The following is a 24,330-nucleotide window of genomic DNA, read 5'->3' as shown; positions in this document are numbered from 1 at the left end:
CGCCAGCGGCGGCGCCTGAAAAGGGGGCGCGACGGTCAGCCTCCCTCCGCCCCTTCTCGCCTGCGGCGCGGGTCGCCGTCACAGGCGGCGCGGATCGCCTGCCATTCCGCAGCCGTGAAGGCGGGCCGTCCACGCTGTGCGCGGGCCTCGCTGGCGTCAGCCCGCCGCAGGCTGTCGGGATGTGTCGAGAGAAACTCCATCACGCCCTTTGCGGGACCAGCTTCCGGCTCGTGGGCGGCGAGCCGACGGAAAAAGGGCGCCATGCCCTGCGACGACAGGCCAAGGCTCTGCAGGATTTCCTGCCCACGCGCGTCGGCCTCCGCCTCGGCGTCGCGGCTGTAGCTGAGTTCGGTCGCCGAACCGGCGAGGAGGACGGCCTGTTGGCCCGCCCCCGTGCCGCCGCCGACCACCAGGTCGAGCACCATGCCCAGGCCGACAGTGCGCCAGACCGCCTGCATGACGTGGCGCTGCTCCACATGGGCGGCCTCGTGCGCGATGACGGCGGCGAGTTCGTCCGGCGTCTCGGATTCCGCAATCAGGTCGTCGGTGACCAGGACCCGTCCGCCGGGTAGCGCGAAGGCGTTCACCATCGGCGCCTCCACCGCCTCGACCACGATATTGAACGGCGAATCCATGCCGTCCTCCAGGCTGTCGCCGAAGGCGTGCAGGATGTCCTGGGCGTCCTGTCCCGCGCATGCCGGAAAGACGACGCCGAGCTGGGCGGCGTAGGTTTCGCCGAGCTGGGCTTCGAACCTCGGCGGCGTGGCGCGCGCCAGAGGGCCGGAGGCCAGTGGAACGCCGACGAAGACGAAGAGCAGGATGGCGACGGCGGCGACGGCCAGCCAGGCGATCATGCGGCGCTCGCGCCTTCGACGGCGGCGTTCGACCGGCTCCGAAACGCTTGACGCGGCCGCTCGCCAGTCCTGCGCCGACACGGTGAGGCGGGCGTTCTCGCCGCGGCGGCTCAGCCGGACGAGGTCGCCCAGCGGCTCGGCCTCGATCTGCGACAACGGCCAGTGGTGCTCCTCCCCGCCCAGGCGGAAGGCCAGCGCCCAGGCCGTGACCTCGACCTCGACGTCGTGGACTGCGGCGGTCCGACCGTCGTTGGCGCGGCCCCGCATCCTAGACGATGGAGAGACCGAAGGCGTCGGCCAGACCTTCGCCCTGCCGCGGGCCGGTCTCGCGCGACTGGTGGATGGCGGCGAAGTCGACATCACCGACCAGTTTCACGCGGCTGAAGATGAACTTCGCGGTGCGCGCCTGGACGAAGGGCATGAGGAAGCCGAGCGAAATCGCCAGAAGCACGATGTTGCTGAGGAAAAGGCCTCCAAAGGCGAAGGTTCGCACTTCCAGCCGCACCTTAACCCCATCAAACCGGATGCCCCGGGCGATGCAGCGCATCATGGCCGTGCGGTAGGGCAGGCTAAGAAGTATGACGGCCAAGGCGAAGAAGAGGATGATGCCGTAGTTCAGGGCCATCATCGCCGCCGGTGACACCTGCTCCGGATCGAAATCACTGGCGGCGAACAGCGCGAACGCCACGCCGGCGAAGCCGAGATAGAGGACGATCATCCCGGCCCACATGATCAGGAACGGTCCGTAGACGTTCTCCTGCTTGGCGTCCTCCATGTCGAAGGCGAAGCGACGATCGCCGAAATGCAGTCCCGACCACAGGGGCGCGGCCAGCCGGATCTGCGCCGCCGGCCAGAACCAGCCGAGCGTCAGGGCCGACAGCCAGAGATAGCCGAGGTAGCGGAAGCCGTACTTGACCCCCGAACCCGCGAGATGGAAGCGCACCCCGCGCCAGGCCGTGCGGCTCGCCATGTAGCGGAATGCGGCGAACAGGGCGAAGCCGATGAGCGCCATCAGGCCGATGTAGGCCGGCAAAATGAGCAGCGCGGCGACCGGGCCCAGGAACTGGACCGCGAACACGAGGCCGAGGAAGACTGCGCCGAGACCGAGGGCGATCAGGAAGCCGATGAACAGCTCGATCCCCCGCCCGCGGTATTCGAACGGCTCGTCGTTCAGATAGGTCGAGGTCCAGAGGCGCCGCCGCACCTCGGTCTTGCCCCAGAACCGGTAGAGGGTGAGCGTAACGAGGTTCAGAAGGCCATTCTTGAGGCTGAGCCCCAGGAAAGACTTCAGATCCGCACGTTGCTCCAGGCGCAAAGACTCGCGCGCCGCCTCCGGCGCGACCATGGATTCCGGCATGCCTGCAAAGCTCCCCAGCCCCTCAAGGCGGAGCTTCGCACAGAAGCCGGTCTGGAGCCAACCCTAGGTTGTGCCAGCCTCAGCCCGCCAGCGTCTCGCCGAAGCGGACCGGCTCGCCCGTCCCCTCGGCGATCACCTCGTCCTCGCGCATGACGACGCGGCCGCGGACGATGGTGGCCAACGGCCAGCCCTTGGCCTCCATGCCGTCGAAGGGGGTCCAGCCGGCGCGGTTGGCCTGGGCGGCGTGGGTGATGGTGCGGCGGGCCTTGAGGTCGACGATGGTCAGGTCGGCGTCGTAGCCGCGGGCCAGGCGGCCCTTGTCGGCCAGGTTGAAGATGCGGTTGGCGCCGGCGCTGGTCAGGTCGACGAAGCGCTCCAGGGTCAGCCGGCCCTCGGCCACGTGGGTCAGCATGACCGGCACCAGGGTCTGCACGCCCGGCATGCCGGAGGGCGAGGCGGGATAGGGCCTGGCCTTCTCCTCGCGCGTGTGCGGCGCGTGGTCGGAGCCGATGACGTCGGTGACGCCGGCGGCCAGGCCGCGCCACAGGCCGGCGCGATGATGGGCGTCGCGGATCGGCGGGTTCATCTGGGCGAAGCCCTTCAGCCGCTCATAGGCCTCGGGCCCTTCCAGCGTCAGGTGCTGGGGCGTCATCTCCACCGTGGCCACGTCCTTGTGGCGGGCCAGGATCTCCACCTCGTCGGCGGTGGTGACGTGGAGGACGTGGATGCGCTTGCCGAGCTTGCGGGCGATGCGCAGCAGGCGCTCGGTGGACTGGACGGCGGCCTGGGCGTCGCGCACCTCCGGGTGGCTCGTCCAGTCGCCGGTGCGGGCGAGGCCCCGGCGGTCGGCCAGGCGATACTCGTCCTCCGAATGGAAGGTGGCGCGGCGGTTCACGTGGCGCAGCACCTGTTCGACGCCCTCGTCGTCCTGCACCAGCAGGGTGCCGGTCGAGGCGCCCATGAAGACCTTCACGCCGCAGCAGCCGGGCAGGCGCTCCAGTTCGCCCAGGAAGGCGGCGTTCTCGTGCGTGCCGCCCACATAGAAGGCGTGGTCGCAGTGCATGCGGCCCTTGGCGCGGGCGAGCTTGTCGGCGAGCGCATCGGCGTCCGTCGTGGTCGGCTCGGTGTTGGGCATTTCGAAGACGGCGACGACGCCGCCCAGCACGGCCCCGCGCGAGCCGGTCTCCAGGTCTTCCTTCCACTCCAGGCCCGGTTCGCGGAAGTGCACCTGGGTGTCGATGACGCCGGGCAGGACGGTGAGGCCCGTGGCGTCGAAACGCTCGCCGGCCGAGGCCTGCGACAGGTCGCCGATAGCGACGATCTTGCCGCCGCGCACGCCCACATCGGCCATGCCGCGGCCGGCGTGGTTCACCACCTCGCCCCCGTGGACGATCAGGTCATAGGTTTCGGCCATGGCTCGCCTCCGTCTGCGCCAGGAGGTCGTAGGCCGCGGCGGCGACCGTGTCGACACTGAGGTCCATCATGTGACACAGGCTCTGGTTCAGGTTCGGGTCCTGGCTGCGGATCTGCTCGAAGCTCCGCGAGCCTCGCACGACGCGCGTGTGAGGCCCCCACGGGGCATAGCGGGCGTCGTCCGACGGACCGAAGAGACCCACTGTCGGCGCGCCGGCGGCGGCGGCCATATGCATGAGGCCGGAGTCGTTGCCGACGAACAGGCGGGCATGAGACAGCGCCGCCTGGATCGTCAGCAGCTCCGCCTTGCCGACCAGATCGATGAAGCGGTCCTTCGGAACCACGTGCCGCAGGGCCTGGACCACGCCGGCGTCGGCGGGGCCGCCGACCACCATCAGCCGCCCGCCGGCCATCGGACCGCCCTCGCCCAGCAGACGGATGGCCAGTTGGGCGAAGCGTTCGAGGGGCCAGGTCTTGCCGACCCAGTTGGCGGCCGGCGCCAGGGCCAGGATCGGTCCTTGTCCGTGCAGCAGGTCGAGCGCGGCGGCCTTCGTCTCCGGCGCGGTGAAGATGTGCGGCGCCGGCGGATCGTCCTCCAGCTTCAGCAGGCGGGCGGCCTCGACCACCTTGTGGACCACGGGGCCCGACGAGCGGCGGAAGACGGCCCGGCGCCGGGTCGAGAGGAAGCGGTTGATGGCCGAGCCGCGCAGATCGACGACCAGGCCCCATCGCCGCCGCCGCACCTGGCGCCACAGCCGCAGCCAGTGGCCGCCGTTCTTGGACTTCTCGAAGACGATGACCTCGTCCAGCCCCGGCGTATCCAGGAAGAGCGGGGCCGCGGCCGGGCCGGCGACGATGGTGAAGCGGGCGTTGGGGATTTCTTCGGCGAGCTTGGCGATCAGGCCGGACGACAGCACCGCATCGCCGATGCGCGTGGCCGTGATGAACAGAATCGGGAAGGTCCCTGACGTCATCGCCCAGTTATAATTCGCCGCCTCCTGGCGCGCGAGACGGTGCGGCCTTAAGTCGGGGTCATGGCCGAACACCCGAGATATGCGCCGCTGGCGAGCCGCGCCCTCATCGGACTGGAGGGCGCCGACTGGCGCGACTTCCTGCACAATCTGATCACCCAGGACGTGGAGAGCCTGACGCCCGGCGACATCCGCTTCGGCGCCCTGCTGAACCCGCAGGGGCGATTGCTCTACGACCTGTTCGTGGTGGGGCGCGAGGGCGGCTGCTGGCTGGACGTCGCCGCCAGCGAACGCACGGCCATCATCCAGAGGCTGACCCTCTACAAGCTCCGGGCCAAGGTGACGATCGCCGCCGATCCGACGCCGGTCTCGGCCCTGTTCCCCGGCGCCGGCGCCGCGCCCGCAGAACCGGGCTGGTTCGCCGATCCGCGCCTGCCGGCGCTCGGCTGGCGCGGCTATGGCGCGACGGCGCCCACCGATGCGGCCCTGGCCGACGAGGCCGCCTACGACGCCTGCCGCCTGTCGCTCGGCGTGCCGGGACCCGCGGACTGGGGCGTGGAGAAGACCTATCCGATCGAGGCCAATTTCGACCTGCTGGCCGGCATCGACTTCAAGAAGGGGTGCTTCGTCGGCCAGGAGACCACCTCGCGGATGAAGCGGCGCGGCACGGTGAAGACGCGGTTCCTGCCGCTGGCCTTCGAGGGCGAACCGCCTTCGCCCGGCGCCGAGGTGCTGGCGGGCGACCTGCGCGCGGGGCAGGTGCTGAGCACGGGCGAGGGCCTGGCCATGGCGTCCCTGCGCCTGGACCGGATCGAGGGCGCCGAGTTGACGGTGGAGGGGCGGCCCGTTCGGGTGATCCGTCCGGACTGGTTCGAGACGGCGGTGGGCTAGGCGCCGTCGTCGAGCGCCGAGCCCCCTCCGGCCCTCCGGGCCACCTCCCCCTGAAGTAGGGGGAGGATCTGCTCCGTGCGTTTGGCGACCTGGGTGCGAAAGATGCTCCCACTTTCAGGGGGAGCTGTCGCGAAGCGACTGAGGGGGTCTGCGGACCTTGCCGCCGTCCGCCCTCCCCGCAAAACTCACCTCATGAGCGGCGATCCGATTCGATGCGGCTGGCGGGGCCTGGCGGGCGATCCGCTCTATGAGGCCTATCACGACACCGACTGGGGCGTGCCGGAGTACGATTCCCGCGCGCTCTGGGAGAAGCTCGTCCTCGACGGTTTTCAGGCCGGCCTCTCCTGGATCACCATTCTGCGCAAGCGCGAGGCCTTCCGCGAAGCCTTCGCCGGCTTCGATCCCGAGATCGTCGCCCGCTTCGGCGAGGCCGACCGCGCCCGGCTGATGGCCGACCCCGGCATCGTCCGCTCCAACGCCAAGATCGACGCGGCCATCGCCAGCGCGCGCATCTATCTGGACATGCGCGAGCGGGGCCAGGACCTCTCCGCCTTCCTGTGGGACTTCACCGGCGGCCGGCCGATCCAGAACCGGTGGGACGAAATCTCGCAGGTGCCGGCTCAGACTCCGCTGGCCGTCGAAGTGTCCAAGGCGCTGAAGGCCCAGGGCTACAAGTTCGTCGGTCCGGTCATCGTCTACGCCTTCATGCAGGCGGTCGGCATGGTCAACGACCACCTCACCTGCTGCTTCCGTCATTCGGAAGTCGCCGCTATGAGCGCCTGATGGCCCGCAAGACCGCCACCAAGACCGCGCCCAAGACCGCGCCCATCGTTCCCGACCTGATGCTGGAGCGCGCCTGTCCCGCGCCGGTCTGCGGCGTCGACGAGGCGGGACGCGGACCCTGGGCGGGACCCGTCTCCGCCGCAGCGGTGATCCTCGACCCTGCGCGCGTGCCCGCCGGCCTCAACGACTCCAAGAAGCTGACCGCCAAGGCGCGCGATGCGCTCGAGATCGAGATCAAGGAGAGCGCGCTCGCCTGGGGCGTCGGCTTCGCCTCCGTCGCCGAGATCGCCGAGCTGAACATCCTGCACGCCACGGGTCTGGCCATGTGCCGGGCGATCGAGGCCCTCGCCGTCGAGCCCGTCTTCGCCCTCGTGGACGGCAACTATCCGTTCAGGCTGCCCTGCGACGTGAAGACGGTGATCGGCGGCGACGGCAAGTCCCTGTCGATCGCGGCGGCCTCCATCCTGGCCAAGGTGGCCCGCGACCGGCTGATGGTGGAGATGGACGCCCTCTATCCGGGCTATGGCTTCGCCGGCCACAAGGGCTATGGCGCGCCGGCCCATATCGCGGCCCTGGAACGGCTGGGCCCCTGCGAGATCCACCGCCACGCCTGGAGCCCGGTGCAGAAGGTGCTGCGCGGCGAATCGATCCGGCTGGAGATCGAGGTCGAGGTTCTCGACTAGGGTCCGGCCGTCAGGTCCGACCACGTCCAGCCGTCGTGTTCCACCAGCTGAAGCAGAAAGCCGCGGGTCTCGGCGGCCTGCTGGAGCGCCGTCTCCGCCTGCGCCTGCGGCACGGCGAGACCCGACATGTCCGGCGCCGGCGGAGGACCGGCCGCGGCGGCCGGCATGACATCGTGACGGACCCGCATGATGTAGAGTTCGATCGCCGTCGCCAGGGCCGCCGCCGCCGGCGGCGGGTCCTCCGCGCCGGCCTGCAGGATCAGAAGGGCGTCGTAGAGCGCCGCCAGCCGCAGCGACAGGGACAGTCGTCGATGGCGGGCGTGGAAGTCGTGCAGGATCGGATAGGCCAGGTGCTGTTCGGCGCTCTTCAGGATCGACCCGGCGAACCCGTCGAGACGGCCGCTGAACGCCTCCAGGCCCTGACGGCGCGCGCCCTCCACGATCTGCCGCGGCGAACAGCCCAGCAGGCTGATTTCCCCGGCCAGCGCCTGGCGCGACACCGCCCCTGAGAGCACCGGGGCGAGATAGGTGACCGCCAGGGTGATCCCCAGGAGGCCGCTGCCGGAGGCGGCCACGGTCAGCGCCTGGCCCCAGGCGCCCGAGGGCTTGTAGTCGCCCAGACCGAGGGTGAAGAGGTTGAAGCCGGCGAAGTAGAGCCGCGCGGCGAGATCGGCCGGAGCGCCCGTCGTAGCGTCCACAACCGCCTGGGGCGCGCCGGCGAAGACCAGACCCCAGCCGCCCGCCAGCATGACCACCCAGACCGAGAGGACGCCGACCACCACGAGCCCGCCGCCGAAGCTGAGCAGCCGGTGGTTCGTCCTGCGCCGGTGGACGGCCAGCAGAGCGGCCCAGATCCGCCGCGCGGCCCAGCTGCTGACGGGCCCGCCGCCGCGGAGGGTGAGGCTCGTCACGAACACGTCCCAGGCCGCCAGGGCGAGGACCAGGAAGCCGGCGCAGTGCAGAAGAAGCGGGCCCATGGCTGGGCAAACGCCGCGCCCCGACCCGAGGGTTCCGAGGTCTGCGGGCCTGGGCGCGGGGCGGCGGATCCGCCCGAAAGGCGGCGAGCCTTCGTTAACTACGTTTCGAAACCCGCCCTTCACCACGATGGGGGACGATTCCCCTCTGTGATTACGAGGGGCGTCATGACCTTTCCCGCCGAGACCATCATCCAGGGCGACTGCATCGAGGAGCTGAAGAAGCTGCCGGACGGGTCGGTCGATCTCGTCTTCGCCGATCCGCCCTACAACCTGCAGCTCGGCGGCGACCTGCTGCGCCCGGACAATTCCAAGGTCGACGCCGTCGACGACGAATGGGACCAGTTCGAGAGCTTCGCGGCCTATGACGCCTTCACCAAGGCGTGGATGGCGGAATGCCGCCGGGTGCTGAAGGACGACGGCGCCCTGTGGGTGATCGGCAGCTACCACAACATCTTCCGCGTCGGCGCGACGCTGCAGGACCTGGGCTTCTGGATCCTCAACGATGTGGTGTGGCGCAAGTCCAACCCCATGCCGAACTTCAAGGGCACGCGCTTCACCAATGCGCACGAGACCCTGATCTGGGCGGCCAAGTCGCGGGGCGGCCGGCGCTACACCTTCAACTACGACGCCATGAAGATGGCCAATGACGAGCTGCAGATGCGCTCGGACTGGACCTTCCCGCTGTGCACGGGCGAAGAGCGGATCAAGGACGCCAGCGGCGCCAAGGCCCATCCGACCCAGAAGCCCGAGGCCCTGCTGCACCGCCTGATCCTGGCCTCCACCAAGCCGGGCGACGTGATCCTCGATCCCTTCTTCGGCACCGGCACCACCGGGGCCGCAGCCAAGCGCCTGGGCCGCCGGTTCATCGGCCTGGAGCGCGAGGACGAGTATGTGGCGCTGGCCAAGGACCGCATCTCCAAGGTCATCCCGGTCTCGCCCGAGGATCTTCAGGTCACCGGCTCCAAGCGGGCCGAGCCGCGCGTGCCCTTCGGCACCATCGTCGAGGCTGGCCTGCTGCGCCCGGGCGATGTTCTCTACTGCCCCAAGGGCGAGCGCGCCGCCCGCGTCCGCGCCGACGGCAGCCTGGCGGTCGGCGACCTGACCGGCTCGATCCACAAGGTCGGCGCCATGGTGCAGTCGGCGCCGGCGTGCAACGGCTGGACCTACTGGCACTTCAAGACCGACGCCGGCCTCGCCCCCATCGACGTCCTGCGCGCCAAGATGCGCAAGGAAGCCCCGGCCGCGGCGGCTTAGGGCGGTCCCGCCGCCTTCATCGTCGTCATGCTCGCCCTTGTGGCGAGCATCTCTGTCGAAGGCAGGCGCAAGCGAGGTTTCCCGGCAAAGGCCGAGTGTTCACCGTGGCCAACACCTATGGGATGGTGACGATTTGAAGGTCCGATTGTCAGCCCGGCTCTGAAGGTGGTTCACGACCCTTTGCGGACGTTCGGGCCGCGCCCGCTAAAATCGGCACCTTCGGAGTTAGCCCACCCCGTCAGGAACGCTGTCGTACCCGGTAGCGCATGCGGACACCAGCACGGCCGCCGAGGCAGAATTGTCGCCGTGGCAAACCGCCAACACGAGCGCGATGCCGCGCCTACATGCTTCGCTCAGGGTCGACCAGCCAGGACCCGCTCCAGGAAACAAACTCGTCGCCGAGGCGCCAAGCTTCGCGATCGCCGAGCCATGCTACATACGCCTCGACGCCGTTCTGCTCCAGTACGGGTTCCAGAAGGAACTCGCCAGCCCCGTCACTGGTCGACCGGGAAACGGCGCCGTACAACGTAAAGATGAGCTAGGGTGATTGACGCTGAGCGACGAGGATCACGTGGAAGACCTCCTTCTCGACTACCAGCCCACTGAACGTTCAGTTCGCACCGCAATGATCTTCGGCCTTGGGTTCTGGAAGTCAGCGGGATTGATGGCGCTTATTTTCGGCGGCGGCATAGCTTTAACTCAGGTGATGTCTATAGATTGGGCATCTCAATCATCGATTGCTATATGGCTGTTTGCGCATGCTCTGATCGGCCTGAGCTTTGGCCTAGTGATGTATTCGCTTTTTCGCCTTCTTTTAATTCCACTTTGGTCCAGAAACACGTTTCAAAAGAACCGTACGATTTTTGGGCCTTCAACCCTAAGGGTAAACAAAGACGGCTTGACTTTCAGTACACCTAAATCATTGGCTGTTTTCGGGTGGTCCGATCTGCGCAGCTACAAAGTATTTAAAGGTGCACTCGTCTTCCAGATCGGAACAGCTCATTTTGCGGTTCCCACGGAGCAAATTCCGGCTGAAGATTTGGAGGCGCTACATAGGCTCATTGAGCGCCACCTATCCAAATCCGCCTCTCGTTAGGCGAAGGTCTCCCAGACACCCCCTATCGGACTTTCGGCTTGTCCGCTTTCGGCATCGACGACCCGCTTCATATGTCGCGGTGCATTCCAGTTGTTTCAGTCCGCAGAATGACGGCGAACACCTAAAGCAGGTTCGACAGCCCCGCCCGGGCGGCCTTCAGGAACACGCTCGGCAGGGCGTCGAGCTCGCGTCGCGGGGTCCAGATCAGGCCGTCGGCCTCGCCCTCGGCCCGCCACAGCCGCAGGGTCAGGGTGAAGTGGGTGAAGCCATGCTCCACCTCGCCGACGCAGCGCCAGTCGGCGGCGGCCGGCGCGGCGGCGAGCGCCTCGGCCTCGTCCCAGCCCAGGCCGCGCCAGTCGGTGGTGGGCAGGGCCAGCATGCCGCCCAGCAGCCCCTTGGGCGGCCGGCGGACCAGACCGACCTCGTTTCCGCGCATCAGGATGAAGGCCGCGCCATGGCGGTGGGGCCGCTCAGGCTTCGCGCTCTTGCGGGGATAGGTTTCCGGCGCGCCCGTGGCGAGGCCCGCGCAAGCTTCGGCCAGCGGGCAGCGGTCGCAGAGGGGGCCCTTCGGCCGGCAGACCGTGGCGCCCAGATCCATCAGCGCCTGGGCCCAGTCGCCGGGACGATCCTCGCGCACCAGGCCCGCCGCCAGCCGCTTCAGCTCAGGCTTGCCGCCAGGCAGAGGCTCTTCGACGGCGAAGAGCCGGGACATCACTCGCTCGACATTGCCGTCGACGACGTTCGTCGGGCGGTCGAAGGCGATCGCGGCGACGGCCGCCGCCGTATAGGGCCCGAGCCCCGGCAGCTTCAGCAGCCCGGCCTCGGTGTCGGGGAAGGCGCCGCCGTGCTCGGCGGCCACGGCGCGCGCGCAGGCCAGAAGGTTGCGGGCCCGGGCGTAGTAGCCGAGCCCGGCCCAGGCGGCCATGACCTCGCCGTCCTCGGCGGCGGCCAGGTCCGAGACGGTGGGCCACCGGGCGGTGAACTTCAGGAAGTAGGGCGTGGCGTGCGGCACGGTGGTCTGCTGCAGCATCACCTCCGACAGCCAGACGCGGTAGGGATCGGAGCGCAGGCCCGCCTGACCGGCCGCAGGCCCCGTGCGCCAGGGCAGGTCGCGGGCGTGGGCGTCGTACCAGCCAAGCAGTCGGGCGCGGATGTCTTCGGGGCTCACGGTCGCGACACTTAAGGCTTCATGCGGCCGATTGGCAGGGGGCTCTCGCCCGACGCCGAGCCGGTGTATCCTGCGACCATGCGACGCCGGCCCCTGCCCGACCTGGAAGAGACGCGCCAGATCCTGGCCAGCCGCCGCTCGCGCCCGGCGCCCCGGCCGCCGCCGCCGGCGGGCCGGTCGCTGTCGAAGCTGATCCGCGAGCTGGACGAGCGCTTCGGCCAGGGCCCAGGCGCCCTGCAGGCCCGCTGGCGCGAGATCGTCGGCGAGCAGATCGCCCGGCGGACCGAGCCGGTGAAACTGGTCAAGGGACGCGCCGGCGCCGGCGCGGCGCTGGAAATCCGGGTCGCCGGTCCCTCGGCCGCCCTGATCCAGCACCAGGCGCCGGAGATTCTGTCGCGGGTGAATCTCTTCCTCGGCGCGGGCGCGGTGGAGCGGCTGCGTATCGTCCAGGGGCCGCTGCGGCCGCAGACGGGCCCCTCCCCGGCCTCGACGCCGCGCCGCCGCGCCGCGCCGCTGGACGCGGCCCAGGAGGCCGAGCTCGCCCGGAGCCTGGCCGATGCGCCGGACGGCCCTCTGAAAGCCGCATTGATGGCCTTGGGACGTGGGGTGATGCGTCGCTCGCCGCCCCGTTGACTTCGGCGCGCGCGCGCCGTTCATCCCCGCTAGCGGCCGCCTGGGCCGCGCGCAGGGAATCGCGCTTTACTTCCTGATCCGGACTCTCATGAAAGGGCCGCCCGACATGTCGAACCTCAGCCGCCGCTTCCTGATGGCCGCCGCCGCGGCGACCGTGGTGCTCGTCAGCGCCTGCTCGGGCGAGACCGCCAGCGGCGGCGCCGACGGAGAGATGACGCTCGGCGATCCCAATGCGCCGGTGAAGATGACCGAGTACGCCTCGCTCTCCTGCTCGCACTGCGCCGACTTCAACAACGAGGTCTTCCCCGAGTTCAAGGCGAAGTACATCGACACCGGCAAGGTCCATTACACCTTCAAGGAATTCCTGACCCCGCCCAACGAGGTGGCTGCGGCCGGCTTCCTGCTGGCGCGCTGCGCCGGCGAGGACAAGTACTTCAACGTGGTCGACGCCATCTTCCACGCCCAGCGCGAGATGTTCACCACCGGCGACGTGCGCGGCGTGCTGCTGCGCGTCGCCCGCTCCGCCGGCCTGTCGGAAGAGCAGTTCAACGCCTGCATCCAGGACGAGGAAGCCATCAAGGCGCTCAACGCCCGCATCGACAAGACCATGCGGGAGACCAGCATCAGCGCCACCCCCACCTTCGCCGTCAACGGCAAGGTGGTGAAGGAAGGCGCCATGACCATGCAGGAACTCGACGCCGCGGTCGCGGCGGCGATGAAGTGACGCCCTGAAGGACGATTGAGCGCCGGTGCACTTCCAGCGGCTGCGCCTTTCGGGCTTCAAGTCCTTCGTCGATCCGACCGAGTTTCGGATCGAGCCCGGACTCACGGGCATCGTCGGACCGAACGGCTGCGGAAAGTCCAACCTGCTGGAGGCCCTGCGCTGGGTCATGGGCGCCAACTCCGCCAAGGCCATGCGGGCCGGCGGCATGGACGACGTCATCTTCGCCGGCTCGGGCAAGCGCCCGCCGCGCAACCACGCCGACGTCACCCTGACCATCGACAACGCCGACCGCCGGGCGCCGGCGGCCTATAACGACCATCCGGTGCTGGAGGTGGTGCGGCGGATCGACAAGGGCGCGGGCTCCACCTACCGCATCAACGGCAAGGAGGTCCGCGCCCGCGACGTCCAGTTGCTGTTCGCCGACGCCTCCACGGGCTCCAACTCCCCGGCCCTGGTCCGCCAGGGCCAGATCTCCGAACTGATCGCCGCCAAGCCGCAGAACCGCCGCCTGATCCTCGAGGAGGCGGCGGGCGTCTCGGGCCTGCATTCCCGCCGCCACGAGGCCGAGCTGCGCCTGCGCGCGGCCGAGGCCAATCTCTCGCGCCTGGACGATGTCGCCCAGGAGCTGGAGGGCGGGCTGAACCGCCTGCGGCGCGAGGCGCGCCAGGCCGAGCGCTACAAGAAGCTGTCGGCCGAGATCCGCGCCCTGCAGGGGGCGGTCCTGCACGCCCGATGGAACGAGGCGCGCCTGGCGGCCGAGCGCCTGCGGGAGGAGGCCGCGCAAGCCGCTCGCGCCGTGGAGGAGACCGCCCGCGCCGCCGCCGGCGCCACAGCCGCCGCGGCCAAGGCCGAAGAGGCGCTGGCGCCCCTGCGCGACGCGGAGGCGGTGGCCGCCGCCGTGCTCGGCAAGCTCGCCATCGACAAGGACCGCATCGAGCGGGAGGGCGAGGCCCTGGCCGCCGAGGTCGCCCGGCGCGAGGCCGAGATCGTCCGGCTCGATTCCGATCGGGCCCGCGAGACGCAGATGGTCGAGGACGCGCGGGCGGCGCTGGCGCGGCTGGCGGAGGATCTGGAGGGCCTGGAGGCCGCCGTCGCCGAGGCGCCGGAACGGATTCCCGAGCTCCAGGCCGCGCTTACCGCCGCCGAGGCCGCGCGGGCGCAGGCCGACGCCGAGGTCGAGCGGCTGGCCGCAGAACTGGCCGCCGAGGAGGCCCGCCGCCGCGCCGCCGCGGCCCGCATCGCCGAGGCCGAGGGCCGGGTCGCCCGCGCCGCTCGGGCGCTCGACCAGGCCAAGGCCGAGCGCGCCGCGCTGGGGCCGCTGGAGGACGCCCGCACGGCGGAGGCCAAGGCGGAGTTCGACGCCGCCCTGGCCGCCCTCACCGCCGCCCGGGCCAGCCTGGAGGCGGCGGAGGAGACGCGCGCAGGCGCCAGCGCCGCCGAGGCGAAGGCGCGGGAGGCGTCGCGCAAGCTGGAGGATCAGCTCTCGAAGCTGACCGCCGAAGCCCGGGCGCTCGCCCAGATCGTCGCGCCGCAGTTGCGCGGCGGCTTCGCCCCGGCGCTGGACGCCGTGGCCCCCGAGCGCGGCTACGAGATGGCCCTGGCCGCCGCCCTGGGCGACGACCTGGAGGCCGCCCTCGACCCCAAGGCGCCGGCCTACTGGGGCGGACGAGACGCGCCGCCGCCGGCCTGGCCGGCGGGCGTCGAGCCTCTGGCCGCCCACGTGAAGGCGCCGGCCGAACTCGCCGCGCGGCTGGCGCATGTGGGCGTCGTGGCGCGGGACGACGGCGAGCGGCTGGCCAGGACCCTGCCGGCCGGCTGTCGGCTGGTCTCACGCGAGGGGGACCTCTGGCGCTGGGACGGCTTCGTCGCCCGGGCCGAGGCCAAGAAGCCGGCGGCCGTGCGGCTGGAGCAGAAGACGCGCCTGTCGGAGGTCGAGTCCGAGATCGAGGCGCTGACCCCGTCGGCCGCGGCGGCCCGTGCGGAACTGGAGGCGGCCAGCGCCGCCGTGCGCGCCGCCGAAGACGCGCTGAAGACCGCGCGCCGCGAACCGGGCGCCTGCGAACAGCGCCTGGGCCAGGCGCGCTCCGCGCTGGAGCGCCTGGAGCGGGAGGCCGCGCGGCGCGAGGCCCAGGCCCAGTCGCTGGACGAGGCGATCGCGCGCATGACGGCCGAGCTGGCCGAGGCCCGGGCCGCTCAGGAGGCCGTGCTGGCCGAGGTCGGCGCGCCTGTGGACGCCGGCGATCAGCAGCAGCGCCTGGCCGACGCCCGCGCCGCGGCAGGCCCCGCCCGCGAGGCCGCCGCGGCGGCGCGCTCGGCCCTGGAGGTCGAGACCCGGGAGCGCGAGGGCCGGGCCCGGCGCCTGGCCGGCCTGACCCGCGAACGCGAGGACTGGACCCGCCGCGCGAGCGTGGCGGGCCGCCGCCTGGAGGAGCTGGAAGCCGAGCGGGCCAGGGCCGTGAGCGCCCTCGACACCGCCCGGGAGGCGCCGCCGGTTCTGGAGGCGCGACTCCAGGCTCTGCTCGACGAACTGGCCGCCGCCGAGGCGCGGCGCGCCCAGACCCGCGACGCCCTGCTCGCCGCCGAGGGCGAGCGCACCGAGGCCGACCGCGCGGCCCGCGCCGCCGACGCCGCCGCCGCCCACGCCCGCGAGGCGCGGGCGGCCCTGGACGCCCACCGTGACGCCGCGGTGCAGCGCCTGGCCGAGATCGCCGATCAGATTCGCGAGACCGCGCGCGTCGAGCCCATGGAGCTGGCCCGCCAGCTGGCGGACGAGGCGATCGCCATTCCGACGGACGCCGGCGGCATGGAGGCCCACCTCTACGCCCTGGAGCGCCAGCGCGATTCCATCGGCGCGGTGAACCTGCGCGCCGAGGAGGAGGCCCGGGAAAGCTCCGCCCGTCTGGAGGCCATGCAGACCGAGCGCGCCGACCTGACCGGCGCCATCGCCCGCCTGCGCGAGGGGATCGACGAACTGAACAGCGAAGGCCGCGAGCGTCTGCTGGCCGCCTTCGACGTCATCAACGCCCACTTCAAGACGCTGTTCGAGACCCTGTTCGAGGGCGGCCAGGCCGAGCTGCGCCTGGTCGAATCGGATGATCCGCTGGAGGCCGGCCTGGAGATCTACGCCTGTCCGCCCGGCAAGCGGCTGGCGACCATGAGCCTGATGAGCGGCGGCGAACAGGCGCTGACGGCGGCGGCGCTGATCTTCGCCGTCTTCCTCGCCAACCCGGCGCCGATCTGCGTGCTGGACGAGGTGGACGCGCCGCTGGACGACGCCAATGTCGACCGTTTCTGCAACATGCTCGACGAGATGCGCCGCCGCACCCAGACGCGCTTCATCACCATCACCCACAACCCGGTGACCATGGCCCGCATGGACCGGCTGTTCGGCGTCACCATGGCCGAGCGAGGCGTCTCGCAGCTGGTCTCGGTGGACCTGCGCCAGGCCGAAGCCCTCGCGGCGGAATAGGCCCGCCTGCTCCGAATCGCCACACCTAGGCGGATAGGCGAGCCAAATCAAATAATTAGACTGGGTCGTCAGCGCCTTGACGCTGCACCTGCGCACCTTTAGGTTCCGCCGCGATCGAACCAGGGGCGCCGGCACGGCCGCTCCCGCCCCGGGAAGGCGTCATCCGCTCATGTCGCAGCCGAACGATCCGCACGAAGAGGCGCTGAAGCGTCTCGACGCACGCCTCGACGAGGTCAGTGCACAGCGGGCGTCGCGGGGGCGGAAGGCGCGGTTCGACACCAGCTCGATCGGCGACGGCTACAAGCTTGTGGCCGAGTTGATCGGGGGCGTTTTGGGGGGGCTCGGTCTCGGCTGGGTCTTCGATCGTTGGGCTGGAACCTCGCCCTGGGGCTTGCTCCTGGGCGTGCTTCTAGGTACCGGCCTCGCGGTGTTCCTGATCTCGCGCTCTGCGGGACGCATGAGCGCGCAAGCGGCGGCGAAGGCCGGGCCGGTTTCCTCGGTCCCCTTCGACGACGAAGAAGATGAAGACGACGGCTGGCCGCGTGGGCCAGGCCAGAACGAAAGGGATTGAGGCGTGGCCGATCCGATGCACCAGTTCCAGATCCAGCAGGTTCTGGAACTTCCGCCTGTCGCGGGCTTCGATCTTTCGATCACCAACTCGTCCCTGTGGATGATGATCGCCGCGGCGAGCGTCACCCTCTTCTTCGCCGCCGCCTCGGCCAAGGCCGCCATCGTGCCCGGCCGGCTGCAGTCGGTGGGCGAGATGCTCTACGAGCTGATCCACGACCTCACCGATTCGATCATCGGCCATGAGGGCAAGCAGTTCTTCCCGTTCGTGTTCACGCTCTTCGCCTTCATCCTGGCGATGAACCTGCTGGGCATGGTCCCCTACTTCTTCACCTCGACCTCGCAGCTGGCGGTGACCGCCACGCTCGGCGTCATGACCATCCTGGTGGTCATCGCCGTGGGCCTGGCCCGCAACGGTCTGGGCTTCTTCAAGCTCTTCGTCCCCTCCGGCGTGCCGTTCTTCGTGCTGCCGCTGGTGGTGGTGATCGAAATCATCTCCTTCCTGGTCCGCCCGGTGACGCTCGCCCTTCGTCTCTTCGGAAACATGGTCGGCGGCCACGTGGTCCTGAAGGTCTTCGGCGGCTTCGTCGTCTCGCTGGGCGCCCTGGGCGCGCTCGGCGTGGTCGGCGCGCTGGTCACCCTGACCGGGACCGTCGCCATCACCGCCCTTGAGTTCATGGTCGCGTTCCTGCAGGCGTTCGTCTTCGCCGTGCTGGCCTGCGTCTACCTGAACGACGTCGTGAACCTGCATAGCCACTGATCACGACCGACACCTCACCCGTTACCCGACCCCATCGCTTAAACGGAGCACTTCGATGGATCCCCTTGCTGCTAAGTACATCGGCGCTGGCCTGGCGATGCTGGGCATGATCGGCGCCGGTATCGGCCTCGGCACCATGTTCGGCCAGTACCTCAACGGCGCCCTGCGCAATCCGTCGGCCTCGGCCGGCGAGCGTCCGATGCTCTTCCTGGGCATGGCCCTGACCGAAGCCCTGGGCATCTTCGCCTTCGTGGTCGCGCTGCTGATCCTCTTCGCCGCCTAAGGCGAGATACCGTCCGTGCGTGGGGGGGCGGGCTGTCGCACGGCCCGCCTTTCGCATGAAACCCCGACGCCGGACCTGCGCAGACTGAACGGAGCGCCTTGATGGCCCAGACTTCTACAGAGCTCGATCCGGGCGCGGCGGTCGTCGAGACCCCGGCGACCTCGCCGAGCCACGACCTGCACGAGACCACGGCGGGCGAGGAGCACGCTTCGGGCCTGCCCCAGTTCGAGTTCAGCCACTGGCCGGGCCAGATCTTCTGGCTGCTGATCGTCTTCGTCATCCTCTACGTCGTGCTCTCGAAGCTGTTCCTGCCTCGGGTGGGCGGCGCGATCGAAGCCCGTGCGGCCAAGATCGAGGGCGACCTGACCGATGCGCGCGCCGCGCGCGACGAGGCCGAGCGCCAATCGGCCGAAGCCGCCGCCGAACTGGCGGCCGCCCGGGCCCGTGCTCAAAAGACTGCCGCCGACGCCAAGGCCGCCGCCAAGGCCGAAGCCGACGCCCGCAACGCCGCCGAGGAAGCCAAGCTCGGCGAGCGTCTCGCCGAGGCCGAAGCCGCCATCAAGGCCGGCCGCGAACGGGCCATGGCCAATGTCCGCACGGTCGCCGCCGACACGGCCGAGGCGATCGTCGAAAAGCTGAGCGGCCAAGCCGCGACGCGCGCTGAGGTGGACGCCGCCATCGCGCGGACCGCCGCCTAAGGAGAGGCGAAGATGCCCTTTTACGCCGCCCCGGAATTCTGGGTCCTCGTCGCGGTCGTCGCGTTCCTGATCCTGCTCGTCGCGCTCAAGGTGCCGGCCGCCATGGCCAAGGCCCTGGACGCGCGGGCGGAGAAGATCCAGGGCGAACTGGACGAGGCCCAGCGCCTTCGCGCCGAGGCCGAGCGCCTGCTCACCGAGATCAAGGCCCAGCGCGAGGAGACCGAGCGCATGGCCGCCGACATGCTGGCCCAGGCCAAGGAGGACGCCGAGCGCATGCGCAAGGACTCCGCGGCCCGGCTGGAAGAGCAGATCGCCCGCCGCACCGAAATGGCCGAACGCAAGATCGCCAACGCCGAGGCCCAGGCCGCGGCCGAGGTGAAGGCCGCGGCGGCGGAGCTCGCGGCCGAGGCCGCCCGCTCCGTCCTGTCGGCGCGGCTGGCCGCCAGCCAGACCGACCCGCTCGTCGACAAGGCGATCGGTCAGCTCGCGACCAAGATGCAGTGAAGTCTAGCGGCGGCGCCGGAACAGGCGCCGTCCGCGGACCGCGACCCGGTAGCGCCGGGGGACGAACAGGCGCTCGGTCCGGAGCGCCATCTGCCAGGCGACCGGCAGGATTTCCGGCCGGCGACGCAGCAGCCGCCGGACCGGATAGAGCATCTTCGGATGGGCGCGCTGGAAGCGCACGAAGCTCCGCCGGGCCTTGTAGGAATTCCGCAGCACGACGATCAGGCCGACGGCCACCACGGGCAGCCCCATGGGACCCGGCAGCGGCGCGATCAGCACGCCGGCCAGCATGATCAGCATCCCCAGCACCACGAGCGCAGCGCGGATCAGCCGGGCGATGACCCGCTGGAAAGCGTCTGAAGGCGCACGTCGGCCGAGTGGCCGCATGGAGAGGGCGAGGGACACGCTGGGCTACCTGGGGTCGCGCGCGATCCGGCCCGTTCGGGGAGGCGGGGCCCCCGCGCGCTCGCCTCATATGTGAAGCGGCGCTCGTGGCGTAAAGGCGGCCGAGGCCGCCTTTTTCCCGTCCAGATTCGCTATTCCGCGGCGAGCGGCGCCGGCGCCACACCCTCCGGCGGCTTCCACGTCAGGCGAGGCTTTCGCGCCGCCAGCGTCTCGTCCAGCCGGCGCATGGGGGCCAGATGGGGCGCGCCCTTGAAGCGGTCGGCGTCGCCCGCCTTGGCGGCCCGGGCCAGGGCTTCCAGGGCGTCGCAGAACCGGTCGAGCTCCTGCTTCGACTCCGTCTCCGTCGGCTCGATCAGCATGGCGCCATGGACGACCAGCGGGAAATACATGGTCATCGGGTGGAAGCCCTCGTCGATCATCGCCTTGGCGAAGTCGAGCGTCGTCACCCCGGTTCCTTCGAGCCAGGCGTCGTCGAACAGCGCCTCGTGCATGCAGGGGCCGTTCGGGAAGGCCGGCGTCATGACCCCCGAGAGGCGGGCCTTGATGTAGTTGGCGTTCAGCACCGCGTCCTCGGCCACCTGCCGCAGGCCGTCCGAGCCGTGGCTGCGCATATAGGCGTAGGCGCGGACGAACATGCCCATCTGGCCGTGGAAGGCGCTCATGCGGCCGAAGCCCTGCGCCGCCTCGGCCACGGTCTCCTCGACCAGGCGCAGGCCATCGGATCCGTGCACCACCCACGGCGCCGGGGCGAACGGCGCCAGAGCTTCGGACAGCACCACCGGTCCCGCGCCCGGCCCGCCCCCGCCGTGCGGCGTGGAGAAGGTCTTGTGCAGGTTGATGTGCATGGCGTCGACGCCCAGGTCGCCCGGGCGCACCCGGCCGACGATGGCGTTGAAGTTGGCGCCGTCGCAGTAGAAGTAGGCTCCCGCCTCATGGGTCAGGCGGGCGATCTCGATGATGTCGCGCTCGAAGAGGCCGCAGGTGTTGGGGTTGGTGACCATGATGGCCGCGACGTCCGGCCCCAGCTTGGCCGCGAGGTCGGCGAGGTCGACGCGGCCGTCTTCGGTCTGGGCGATCTCGGTCACCGAATAGCCGACGAAGGCGGCGGTGGCCGGGTTGGTGCCGTGGGCCGAGGTCGGCACCAGCACGCGCCGACGGGCGGCGTCGCCGCGCGCCTCGTGGGCGGCGCGGATGGCCAGGAGGCCGCAGAGCTCGCCGTGCGCCCCGGCCTTGGGCGACAGCGCCACCGCCGGCATGCCGGTGAGCGTCTTCAGCCAGTGGGCCAGGCGGTCCATGAGCGCCAGCGCCCCCTGTACGGTGGCGCCCGGCGCCAGGGGATGCAGGTCGGCGAAGCCCGGCAGGCGCGCCATCTTCTCGTTCAGGCGCGGGTTGTGCTTCATCGTGCACGAGCCCAGCGGATAGAGGGCCAGGTCGATGGCGTGGTTCTTCTGCGACAGGCGCACATAGTGGCGCATGGCCTCGGGCTCGGAGAGGCCCGGCAGACCGATCGGCGCCTGGCGCACCAGGTCGCCGAGGTCCGAGGCGTCGAGCTCGGCCTCGGGCAGGTCGACGCCGGTCTTGTTCCAGCCGTCACGCTCGAAGATCAGGGCCTCGTCCTGCAACAGGCCGCGCCCGCCGGTCAGGGAGGCGAAGCCGCCGTCCAGGGGCTGGGCGTCCTCGGGCCGGGTGGGCCGGCCGACATTCTGCATGGTCATTGGCCGATCCTCCGGGCCAGGGCCTGGGCGAAGGCGGTGATGTCCGCATCCAGGGTGGTTTCAGTGGCCGCGCACAGCAGCACGTCGTCCATGCCGGCGGACGGGTCCAGGCGGCCGAAGGGCACGCCGGCGACGACGCCGTCGTCCAGCAGCCCGTCCACCAGGGCCGCCGCATCGCCCGGCACGCGCACGGCGATCTCGTTGAAGAAGCGCGGCGTCAGCACCTCCACGCCCTTCACCGCCGCCAAGGCGTCGCGCAGCTTGCGGGCCTTGGCGTGGTTGATGGCGGCCAGCTGGCGCAGGCCCACCTCGCCCAGCAGGGAGAGGTGGATGGTGAAGGCCAGCGCGCAGAGGCCGGAGTTCGTGCAGATGTTGGAGGTCGCCTTCTCCCGGCGGATGTGCTGCTCGCGCGTCGACAGCGTCAGCACGAAGCCGCGGCGGCCCTCGGCGTCCACGGTTTCGCCGCACAGGCGGCCGGGCATCTGACGCACCAGCTTCTCGCGGCAGGCGAAAAGGCCGACATAGGGGCCGCCGAAGTTCAGGGCGTTGCCGATGGACTGACCCTCGGCCACCGCGATGTCAGCGCCCATCTCGCCGGGCGACTTGAGCAGGCCGTAGCTGACGGCTTCCGTCGTCACGACGATCAGCAGGGCGCCGGCGGCGTGGGCGGCTTCAGCGATCCGGGTCACGTCGGTGACCACGCCGAAGACGTTGGGCGTCTGGACCACGACGCAGGCGGTTTCGGAATCGATGGCCTCGATCACCGCGGCTTCGGCGTCGATGGCGGCGGCTTGGCGGACGATCTCCATGCCCTCGGCATGGGCGATGGTCTGGGTCGTGGCCGCATAGTGCGGATGCAGCCCGCCCGACAGGATGGCCTTCTCGCGCCGCGTGACCCGCTGGGCCATCATCACCGCCTCGGCGCAGGCGGTGGAGCCGTCGTACATGGACGCATTGGCCACATCGAGGCCGGTCAGCGCCGCCACCTGGGTCTGGAACTCGAACAGGACCTGCAGGGTCCCCTGCGCGATCTCCGGCTGGTAGGGCGTATAGCTGGTCAGGAATTCCGAGCGCTGGATGATGTGGTCCACCGTCGCCGGCACGTGGTGGCGATAGGCGCCCGCGCCGCAGAAGAAGGGCCCCGCCCCGGCCGGCCGGTTCATGGCCGCCAGGCCCGCAAGCTCGCGCTCGACCTCCAGTTCGCCGGCATGGGCGGGCAGGTCGACCGGGCCAGCCAGGCGCGCGGCCTGCGGCACGTCGGCGAAGAGGGCGTCGATGGAGTCCGCGCCGATCACGCCCAGCATCTGGGCGCGGTCGTCGGGCGTGAGCGGCAGGTAGCGCATGGGACTTACAGGGTCTCCAGGAAGGCGTCGTAGGCGGCGCGGTCCATCAGCGCCTCGTACTCCGAAGAGTCGGCGACCTTGATCTTGGCGAACCAGCCGCCGGCCTCCGGCGCCTCGTTCACGGTTTCCGGCGCGCCGGAAAGCTCGTCATTGGCCTCGACGACCTCGCCCGAAAGCGGTGCGTAGACGTCGGAGGCGGCCTTGACGCTCTCGACCACGGCCAGGCCGTCGCCGGCCTTGACGGTCCTGCCCACCTCGGGGGTCTCGACGAAGACGACGTCGCCCAGCTGCTCGGCGGCGTAGGCGGTGATCCCGACGGTGGCCACGTCGCCGTCCAGGGCGACCCACTCGTGATCCTTGGTGAAGCGCATGCTCCGGAAATCCTTCTCTTAGACCTTGCGCGCGTAGCGATGGGGAACAAACGGGGTGGGGACCACCGTGGCGGCCTGCGGACGACCGCGGACGATGACCTTCAGCTCCGTGCCGGCCGCCGCCAAGGCCGGCGGCACGAAGCCGAGCGCGATGGGATGGCCGAGCGTGGGGGAGAAACCGCCCGAGGTGACGACCCCGACCACCGTCCCGCCGGCGTCGGCGATCTCGGCGCCCTCGCGGGCCGGCGCGCCCTCGACCTTCAGGCCGACCGCCTTGCGGGCGAGTTCGCCGGTCAGTTCCTTGGCGATGCGGGCCGCGCCGGGGAAGTCGCGCGCGTCGCGGCGCTTCTTGGAGACGGCGAAGGAAAGCCCCGCCTCGATCGGCGAGACGGTCTCGTCCAGGTCGTGGCCGTAGAGCGGCAGGCCCGCCTCGAGCCGCAGGCTGTCGCGGGCGCCCAGGCCCACCGGGCGCACCCGCTCGTCGGCCAGAAGGGTGTTCCACACCCGCACGGCCTCGGCGGCCGGCACGGAGATCTCGTACCCGTCCTCGCCGGTGTAGCCCGAGCGGGAGACGATGGCGCCCATTCCGAAGGCGGTCATGGCGGCCGTCTCCATGAAGGCGAGCTTGGCGGCGTCGGGCGCGTGCTCGGCGAGAACCGCCGCGGCCTCGGGCCCCTGCAGGGCCAGCAGGGCGCGATCCTCCAGGCGCTCGATCGTCACCTGGCCGGCCAGCTCGTCGTCGATGACCTTGAAGTCGTTGTCCTTGCAGGCCCCGTTGACCACGACGAACAGGCCGTCGTCATCGGGACGACCGGCCATCAGGTCGTCGATGATCCCGCCCTTCTTGTTCAGGAGGACCGAATAGCGCTGCTTGCCGGGCTTCAGCCCGATGAAGTCGCCGGGCGTCACCTCCTCGAAGGCCGACAGGGGCGAGACCCCGCGCAGCCGCGCCTGGCCCATGTGGGAGACGTCGAACAGGCCCGCGCTCTGGCGCGTCCACAGGTGCTCCTTGAGCACGCCGTCCTTGTACTGCACCGGCATGGAATAGCCGGCGAAGGGGACCATCTTCGCGCCCGCGTCCAGGTGAGCCTGGTGCAACGGGGTGGTTTTCAACGAGTCGTCCGACAAGGCGGGCCTCCGGCTGATGACGCGACGCGCCGGGAGGATTCGCCCCCTTCGACACGCGCCCCCGCTGTCCTCTGAGCCTGAGAGATTTAGGGGCGGCCTGGCAAGACCGCGCCGCTGCTCCTTCGGCGAGCCCTACCTTTCGGCGGGCTTCTTTCCAGCGTTCATCAGCCCTTCGCGGTCCTTTTGCCTGAGCGTTTCCGGGGCGGTTGCGCCTTCGGCGCCGGGGCCAGATGGTCCCGGTCTCTCCCGCGAGGAGTGGTCGGAAACTCCGCGATCCCCGCCC

The 24,330-nt window shown here is 70.5% G+C and carries 24 protein-coding genes and 1 riboswitch; of the genes, 13 read left to right on the top strand and 11 right to left on the bottom strand.

What is annotated here, in order from left to right:
- Nucleotides 1-35: 35 nt before the first annotated feature.
- The 4 genes from H2041_RS15795 to H2041_RS15780 all read right to left on the bottom strand — a co-directional run bounded on the left by H2041_RS15795 (nucleotide 36) and on the right by H2041_RS15780 (nucleotide 4,598).
- Nucleotides 36-1,121: a M48 family metallopeptidase gene (locus H2041_RS15795; protein ID WP_293414316.1), complete on the bottom strand. Its 1,086-nt coding sequence runs from the start codon at nucleotides 1,119-1,121 to the stop codon at nucleotides 36-38.
- A 1-nt stretch (nucleotide 1,122) separates the two neighbouring features.
- Nucleotides 1,123-2,211, bottom strand: coding sequence for a DUF898 family protein (locus H2041_RS15790; RefSeq protein WP_293414314.1), 1,089 nt, complete (start codon nucleotides 2,209-2,211; stop codon nucleotides 1,123-1,125).
- 79 nt (nucleotides 2,212-2,290) lie between these two features.
- The gene (locus tag H2041_RS15785) at nucleotides 2,291-3,625 is read right to left on the bottom strand and encodes a dihydroorotase (RefSeq protein WP_293414312.1); all 1,335 of its coding nucleotides are present in this window, start codon (nucleotides 3,623-3,625) and stop codon (nucleotides 2,291-2,293) included.
- Nucleotides 3,609-4,598, bottom strand: a complete 990-nt coding sequence (locus H2041_RS15780) for a glycosyltransferase family 9 protein (protein WP_293414310.1) — start codon at nucleotides 4,596-4,598, stop codon at nucleotides 3,609-3,611. Before H2041_RS15780 ends, H2041_RS15785 begins: the two co-directional genes overlap by 17 nt.
- A gap of 60 nt (nucleotides 4,599-4,658) precedes the next feature.
- On the opposite strand from H2041_RS15780, the gene H2041_RS15775 reads away from it, so the two are divergent.
- From H2041_RS15775 to H2041_RS15765, 3 genes are all read left to right on the top strand, one after another.
- Nucleotides 4,659-5,486 (top strand): folate-binding protein, encoded by an 828-nt coding sequence (locus tag H2041_RS15775; RefSeq protein WP_293414308.1) that lies wholly within the window; start codon nucleotides 4,659-4,661, stop codon nucleotides 5,484-5,486.
- Nucleotides 5,487-5,678: 192 nt separating this feature from the next.
- Nucleotides 5,679-6,269, top strand: coding sequence for a DNA-3-methyladenine glycosylase I (locus tag H2041_RS15770; RefSeq protein ID WP_293414306.1), 591 nt, complete (start codon nucleotides 5,679-5,681; stop codon nucleotides 6,267-6,269).
- The gene (locus tag H2041_RS15765; RefSeq protein ID WP_293414304.1) at nucleotides 6,269-6,952 is read left to right on the top strand and encodes a ribonuclease HII; all 684 of its coding nucleotides are present in this window, start codon (nucleotides 6,269-6,271) and stop codon (nucleotides 6,950-6,952) included. Before H2041_RS15770 ends, H2041_RS15765 begins: the two co-directional genes overlap by 1 nt.
- Here H2041_RS15765 and H2041_RS15760 read toward each other — a convergent pair.
- A complete protein-coding gene (locus H2041_RS15760; RefSeq protein ID WP_293414302.1) occupies nucleotides 6,949-7,929 on the bottom strand; it encodes an ion channel in 981 nt (326 codons plus the stop codon). The genes H2041_RS15765 and H2041_RS15760 overlap by 4 nt on opposite strands.
- Before the next feature lie 165 nt (nucleotides 7,930-8,094).
- Between H2041_RS15760 and H2041_RS15755 the strand changes: the two genes are divergently transcribed.
- Together H2041_RS15755 and H2041_RS15750 are read left to right on the top strand one after the other, a co-directional pair.
- Entirely contained in the window at nucleotides 8,095-9,183 is a 1,089-nt protein-coding gene (locus H2041_RS15755; protein ID WP_293414300.1) for a site-specific DNA-methyltransferase, read from the top strand.
- A 547-nt stretch (nucleotides 9,184-9,730) separates the two neighbouring features.
- Nucleotides 9,731-10,279, top strand: coding sequence for a hypothetical protein (locus tag H2041_RS15750; RefSeq protein ID WP_293414298.1), 549 nt, complete (start codon nucleotides 9,731-9,733; stop codon nucleotides 10,277-10,279).
- 121 nt (nucleotides 10,280-10,400) lie between these two features.
- Here H2041_RS15750 and mutY read toward each other — a convergent pair whose 3' ends face one another.
- A complete protein-coding gene (mutY, locus tag H2041_RS15745) occupies nucleotides 10,401-11,447 on the bottom strand; it encodes an A/G-specific adenine glycosylase (protein WP_293414296.1) in 1,047 nt (348 codons plus the stop codon).
- Between the two features lie 78 nt (nucleotides 11,448-11,525).
- Here mutY and H2041_RS15740 point away from each other — a divergent pair, with 78 nt between their 5' ends.
- The 8 genes from H2041_RS15740 to H2041_RS15705 all read left to right on the top strand — a co-directional run bounded on the left by H2041_RS15740 (nucleotide 11,526) and on the right by H2041_RS15705 (nucleotide 19,085).
- On the top strand, nucleotides 11,526-12,080 hold the full coding sequence (locus H2041_RS15740; protein ID WP_293414294.1) for a DUF721 domain-containing protein: 555 nt from the start codon (nucleotides 11,526-11,528) through the stop codon (nucleotides 12,078-12,080).
- 88 nt (nucleotides 12,081-12,168) lie between these two features.
- Nucleotides 12,169-12,804 carry a DsbA family protein gene (locus H2041_RS15735; RefSeq protein WP_293414292.1) on the top strand — a complete coding sequence of 212 codons (636 nt, stop codon included), beginning with the start codon at nucleotides 12,169-12,171 and terminating at the stop codon, nucleotides 12,802-12,804.
- A gap of 25 nt (nucleotides 12,805-12,829) precedes the next feature.
- Entirely contained in the window at nucleotides 12,830-16,273 is a 3,444-nt protein-coding gene (locus tag H2041_RS15730) for an AAA family ATPase (protein ID WP_293414290.1), read from the top strand.
- Nucleotides 16,274-16,442: 169 nt separating this feature from the next.
- Complete coding sequence (locus tag H2041_RS15725) at nucleotides 16,443-16,844, top strand: AtpZ/AtpI family protein (RefSeq protein WP_293414288.1); 402 nt, start codon at nucleotides 16,443-16,445, stop codon at nucleotides 16,842-16,844.
- A gap of 3 nt (nucleotides 16,845-16,847) precedes the next feature.
- Entirely contained in the window at nucleotides 16,848-17,600 is a 753-nt protein-coding gene (locus H2041_RS15720) for a F0F1 ATP synthase subunit A (protein WP_293414286.1), read from the top strand.
- Nucleotides 17,601-17,655: 55 nt separating this feature from the next.
- Nucleotides 17,656-17,883, top strand: coding sequence for a F0F1 ATP synthase subunit C (locus H2041_RS15715; protein ID WP_293321260.1), 228 nt, complete (start codon nucleotides 17,656-17,658; stop codon nucleotides 17,881-17,883).
- 101 nt (nucleotides 17,884-17,984) lie between these two features.
- Nucleotides 17,985-18,581: a hypothetical protein gene (locus tag H2041_RS15710; protein WP_293414284.1), complete on the top strand. Its 597-nt coding sequence runs from the start codon at nucleotides 17,985-17,987 to the stop codon at nucleotides 18,579-18,581.
- 12 nt (nucleotides 18,582-18,593) lie between these two features.
- Nucleotides 18,594-19,085 carry an ATP F0F1 synthase subunit B gene (locus tag H2041_RS15705; RefSeq protein ID WP_293414282.1) on the top strand — a complete coding sequence of 164 codons (492 nt, stop codon included), beginning with the start codon at nucleotides 18,594-18,596 and terminating at the stop codon, nucleotides 19,083-19,085.
- A 3-nt stretch (nucleotides 19,086-19,088) separates the two neighbouring features.
- Here H2041_RS15705 and H2041_RS15700 read toward each other — a convergent pair whose 3' ends face one another.
- The 5 genes from H2041_RS15700 to gcvT all read right to left on the bottom strand — a co-directional run bounded on the left by H2041_RS15700 (nucleotide 19,089) and on the right by gcvT (nucleotide 24,047).
- A complete protein-coding gene (locus H2041_RS15700) occupies nucleotides 19,089-19,490 on the bottom strand; it encodes a PGPGW domain-containing protein (protein ID WP_293414280.1) in 402 nt (133 codons plus the stop codon).
- Between the two features lie 131 nt (nucleotides 19,491-19,621).
- Nucleotides 19,622-21,205: an aminomethyl-transferring glycine dehydrogenase subunit GcvPB gene (gene gcvPB / locus H2041_RS15695; protein WP_293414278.1), complete on the bottom strand. Its 1,584-nt coding sequence runs from the start codon at nucleotides 21,203-21,205 to the stop codon at nucleotides 19,622-19,624.
- Entirely contained in the window at nucleotides 21,202-22,548 is a 1,347-nt protein-coding gene (gene gcvPA / locus H2041_RS15690; RefSeq protein WP_293414276.1) for an aminomethyl-transferring glycine dehydrogenase subunit GcvPA, read from the bottom strand. The genes gcvPB and gcvPA overlap by 4 nt, the downstream gene beginning before the upstream one ends.
- A 5-nt stretch (nucleotides 22,549-22,553) precedes the next feature.
- On the bottom strand, nucleotides 22,554-22,919 hold the full coding sequence (gcvH, locus tag H2041_RS15685; protein WP_293414274.1) for a glycine cleavage system protein GcvH: 366 nt from the start codon (nucleotides 22,917-22,919) through the stop codon (nucleotides 22,554-22,556).
- Nucleotides 22,920-22,937: 18 nt separating this feature from the next.
- Nucleotides 22,938-24,047: a glycine cleavage system aminomethyltransferase GcvT gene (gene gcvT / locus H2041_RS15680; RefSeq protein WP_293414272.1), complete on the bottom strand. Its 1,110-nt coding sequence runs from the start codon at nucleotides 24,045-24,047 to the stop codon at nucleotides 22,938-22,940.
- Between the two features lie 165 nt (nucleotides 24,048-24,212).
- Nucleotides 24,213-24,306, bottom strand: a riboswitch (glycine riboswitch).
- Nucleotides 24,307-24,330 lie beyond the last annotated feature (24 nt).

It is taken from the genome of Phenylobacterium sp. (assembly GCF_013911965.1).
Taxonomy (GTDB): Bacteria; Pseudomonadota; Alphaproteobacteria; order Caulobacterales; family Caulobacteraceae; genus Phenylobacterium.
Note: the sequence above shows the minus strand (reverse complement) of the source record. Positions and strands in the feature narration are given on the sequence as shown.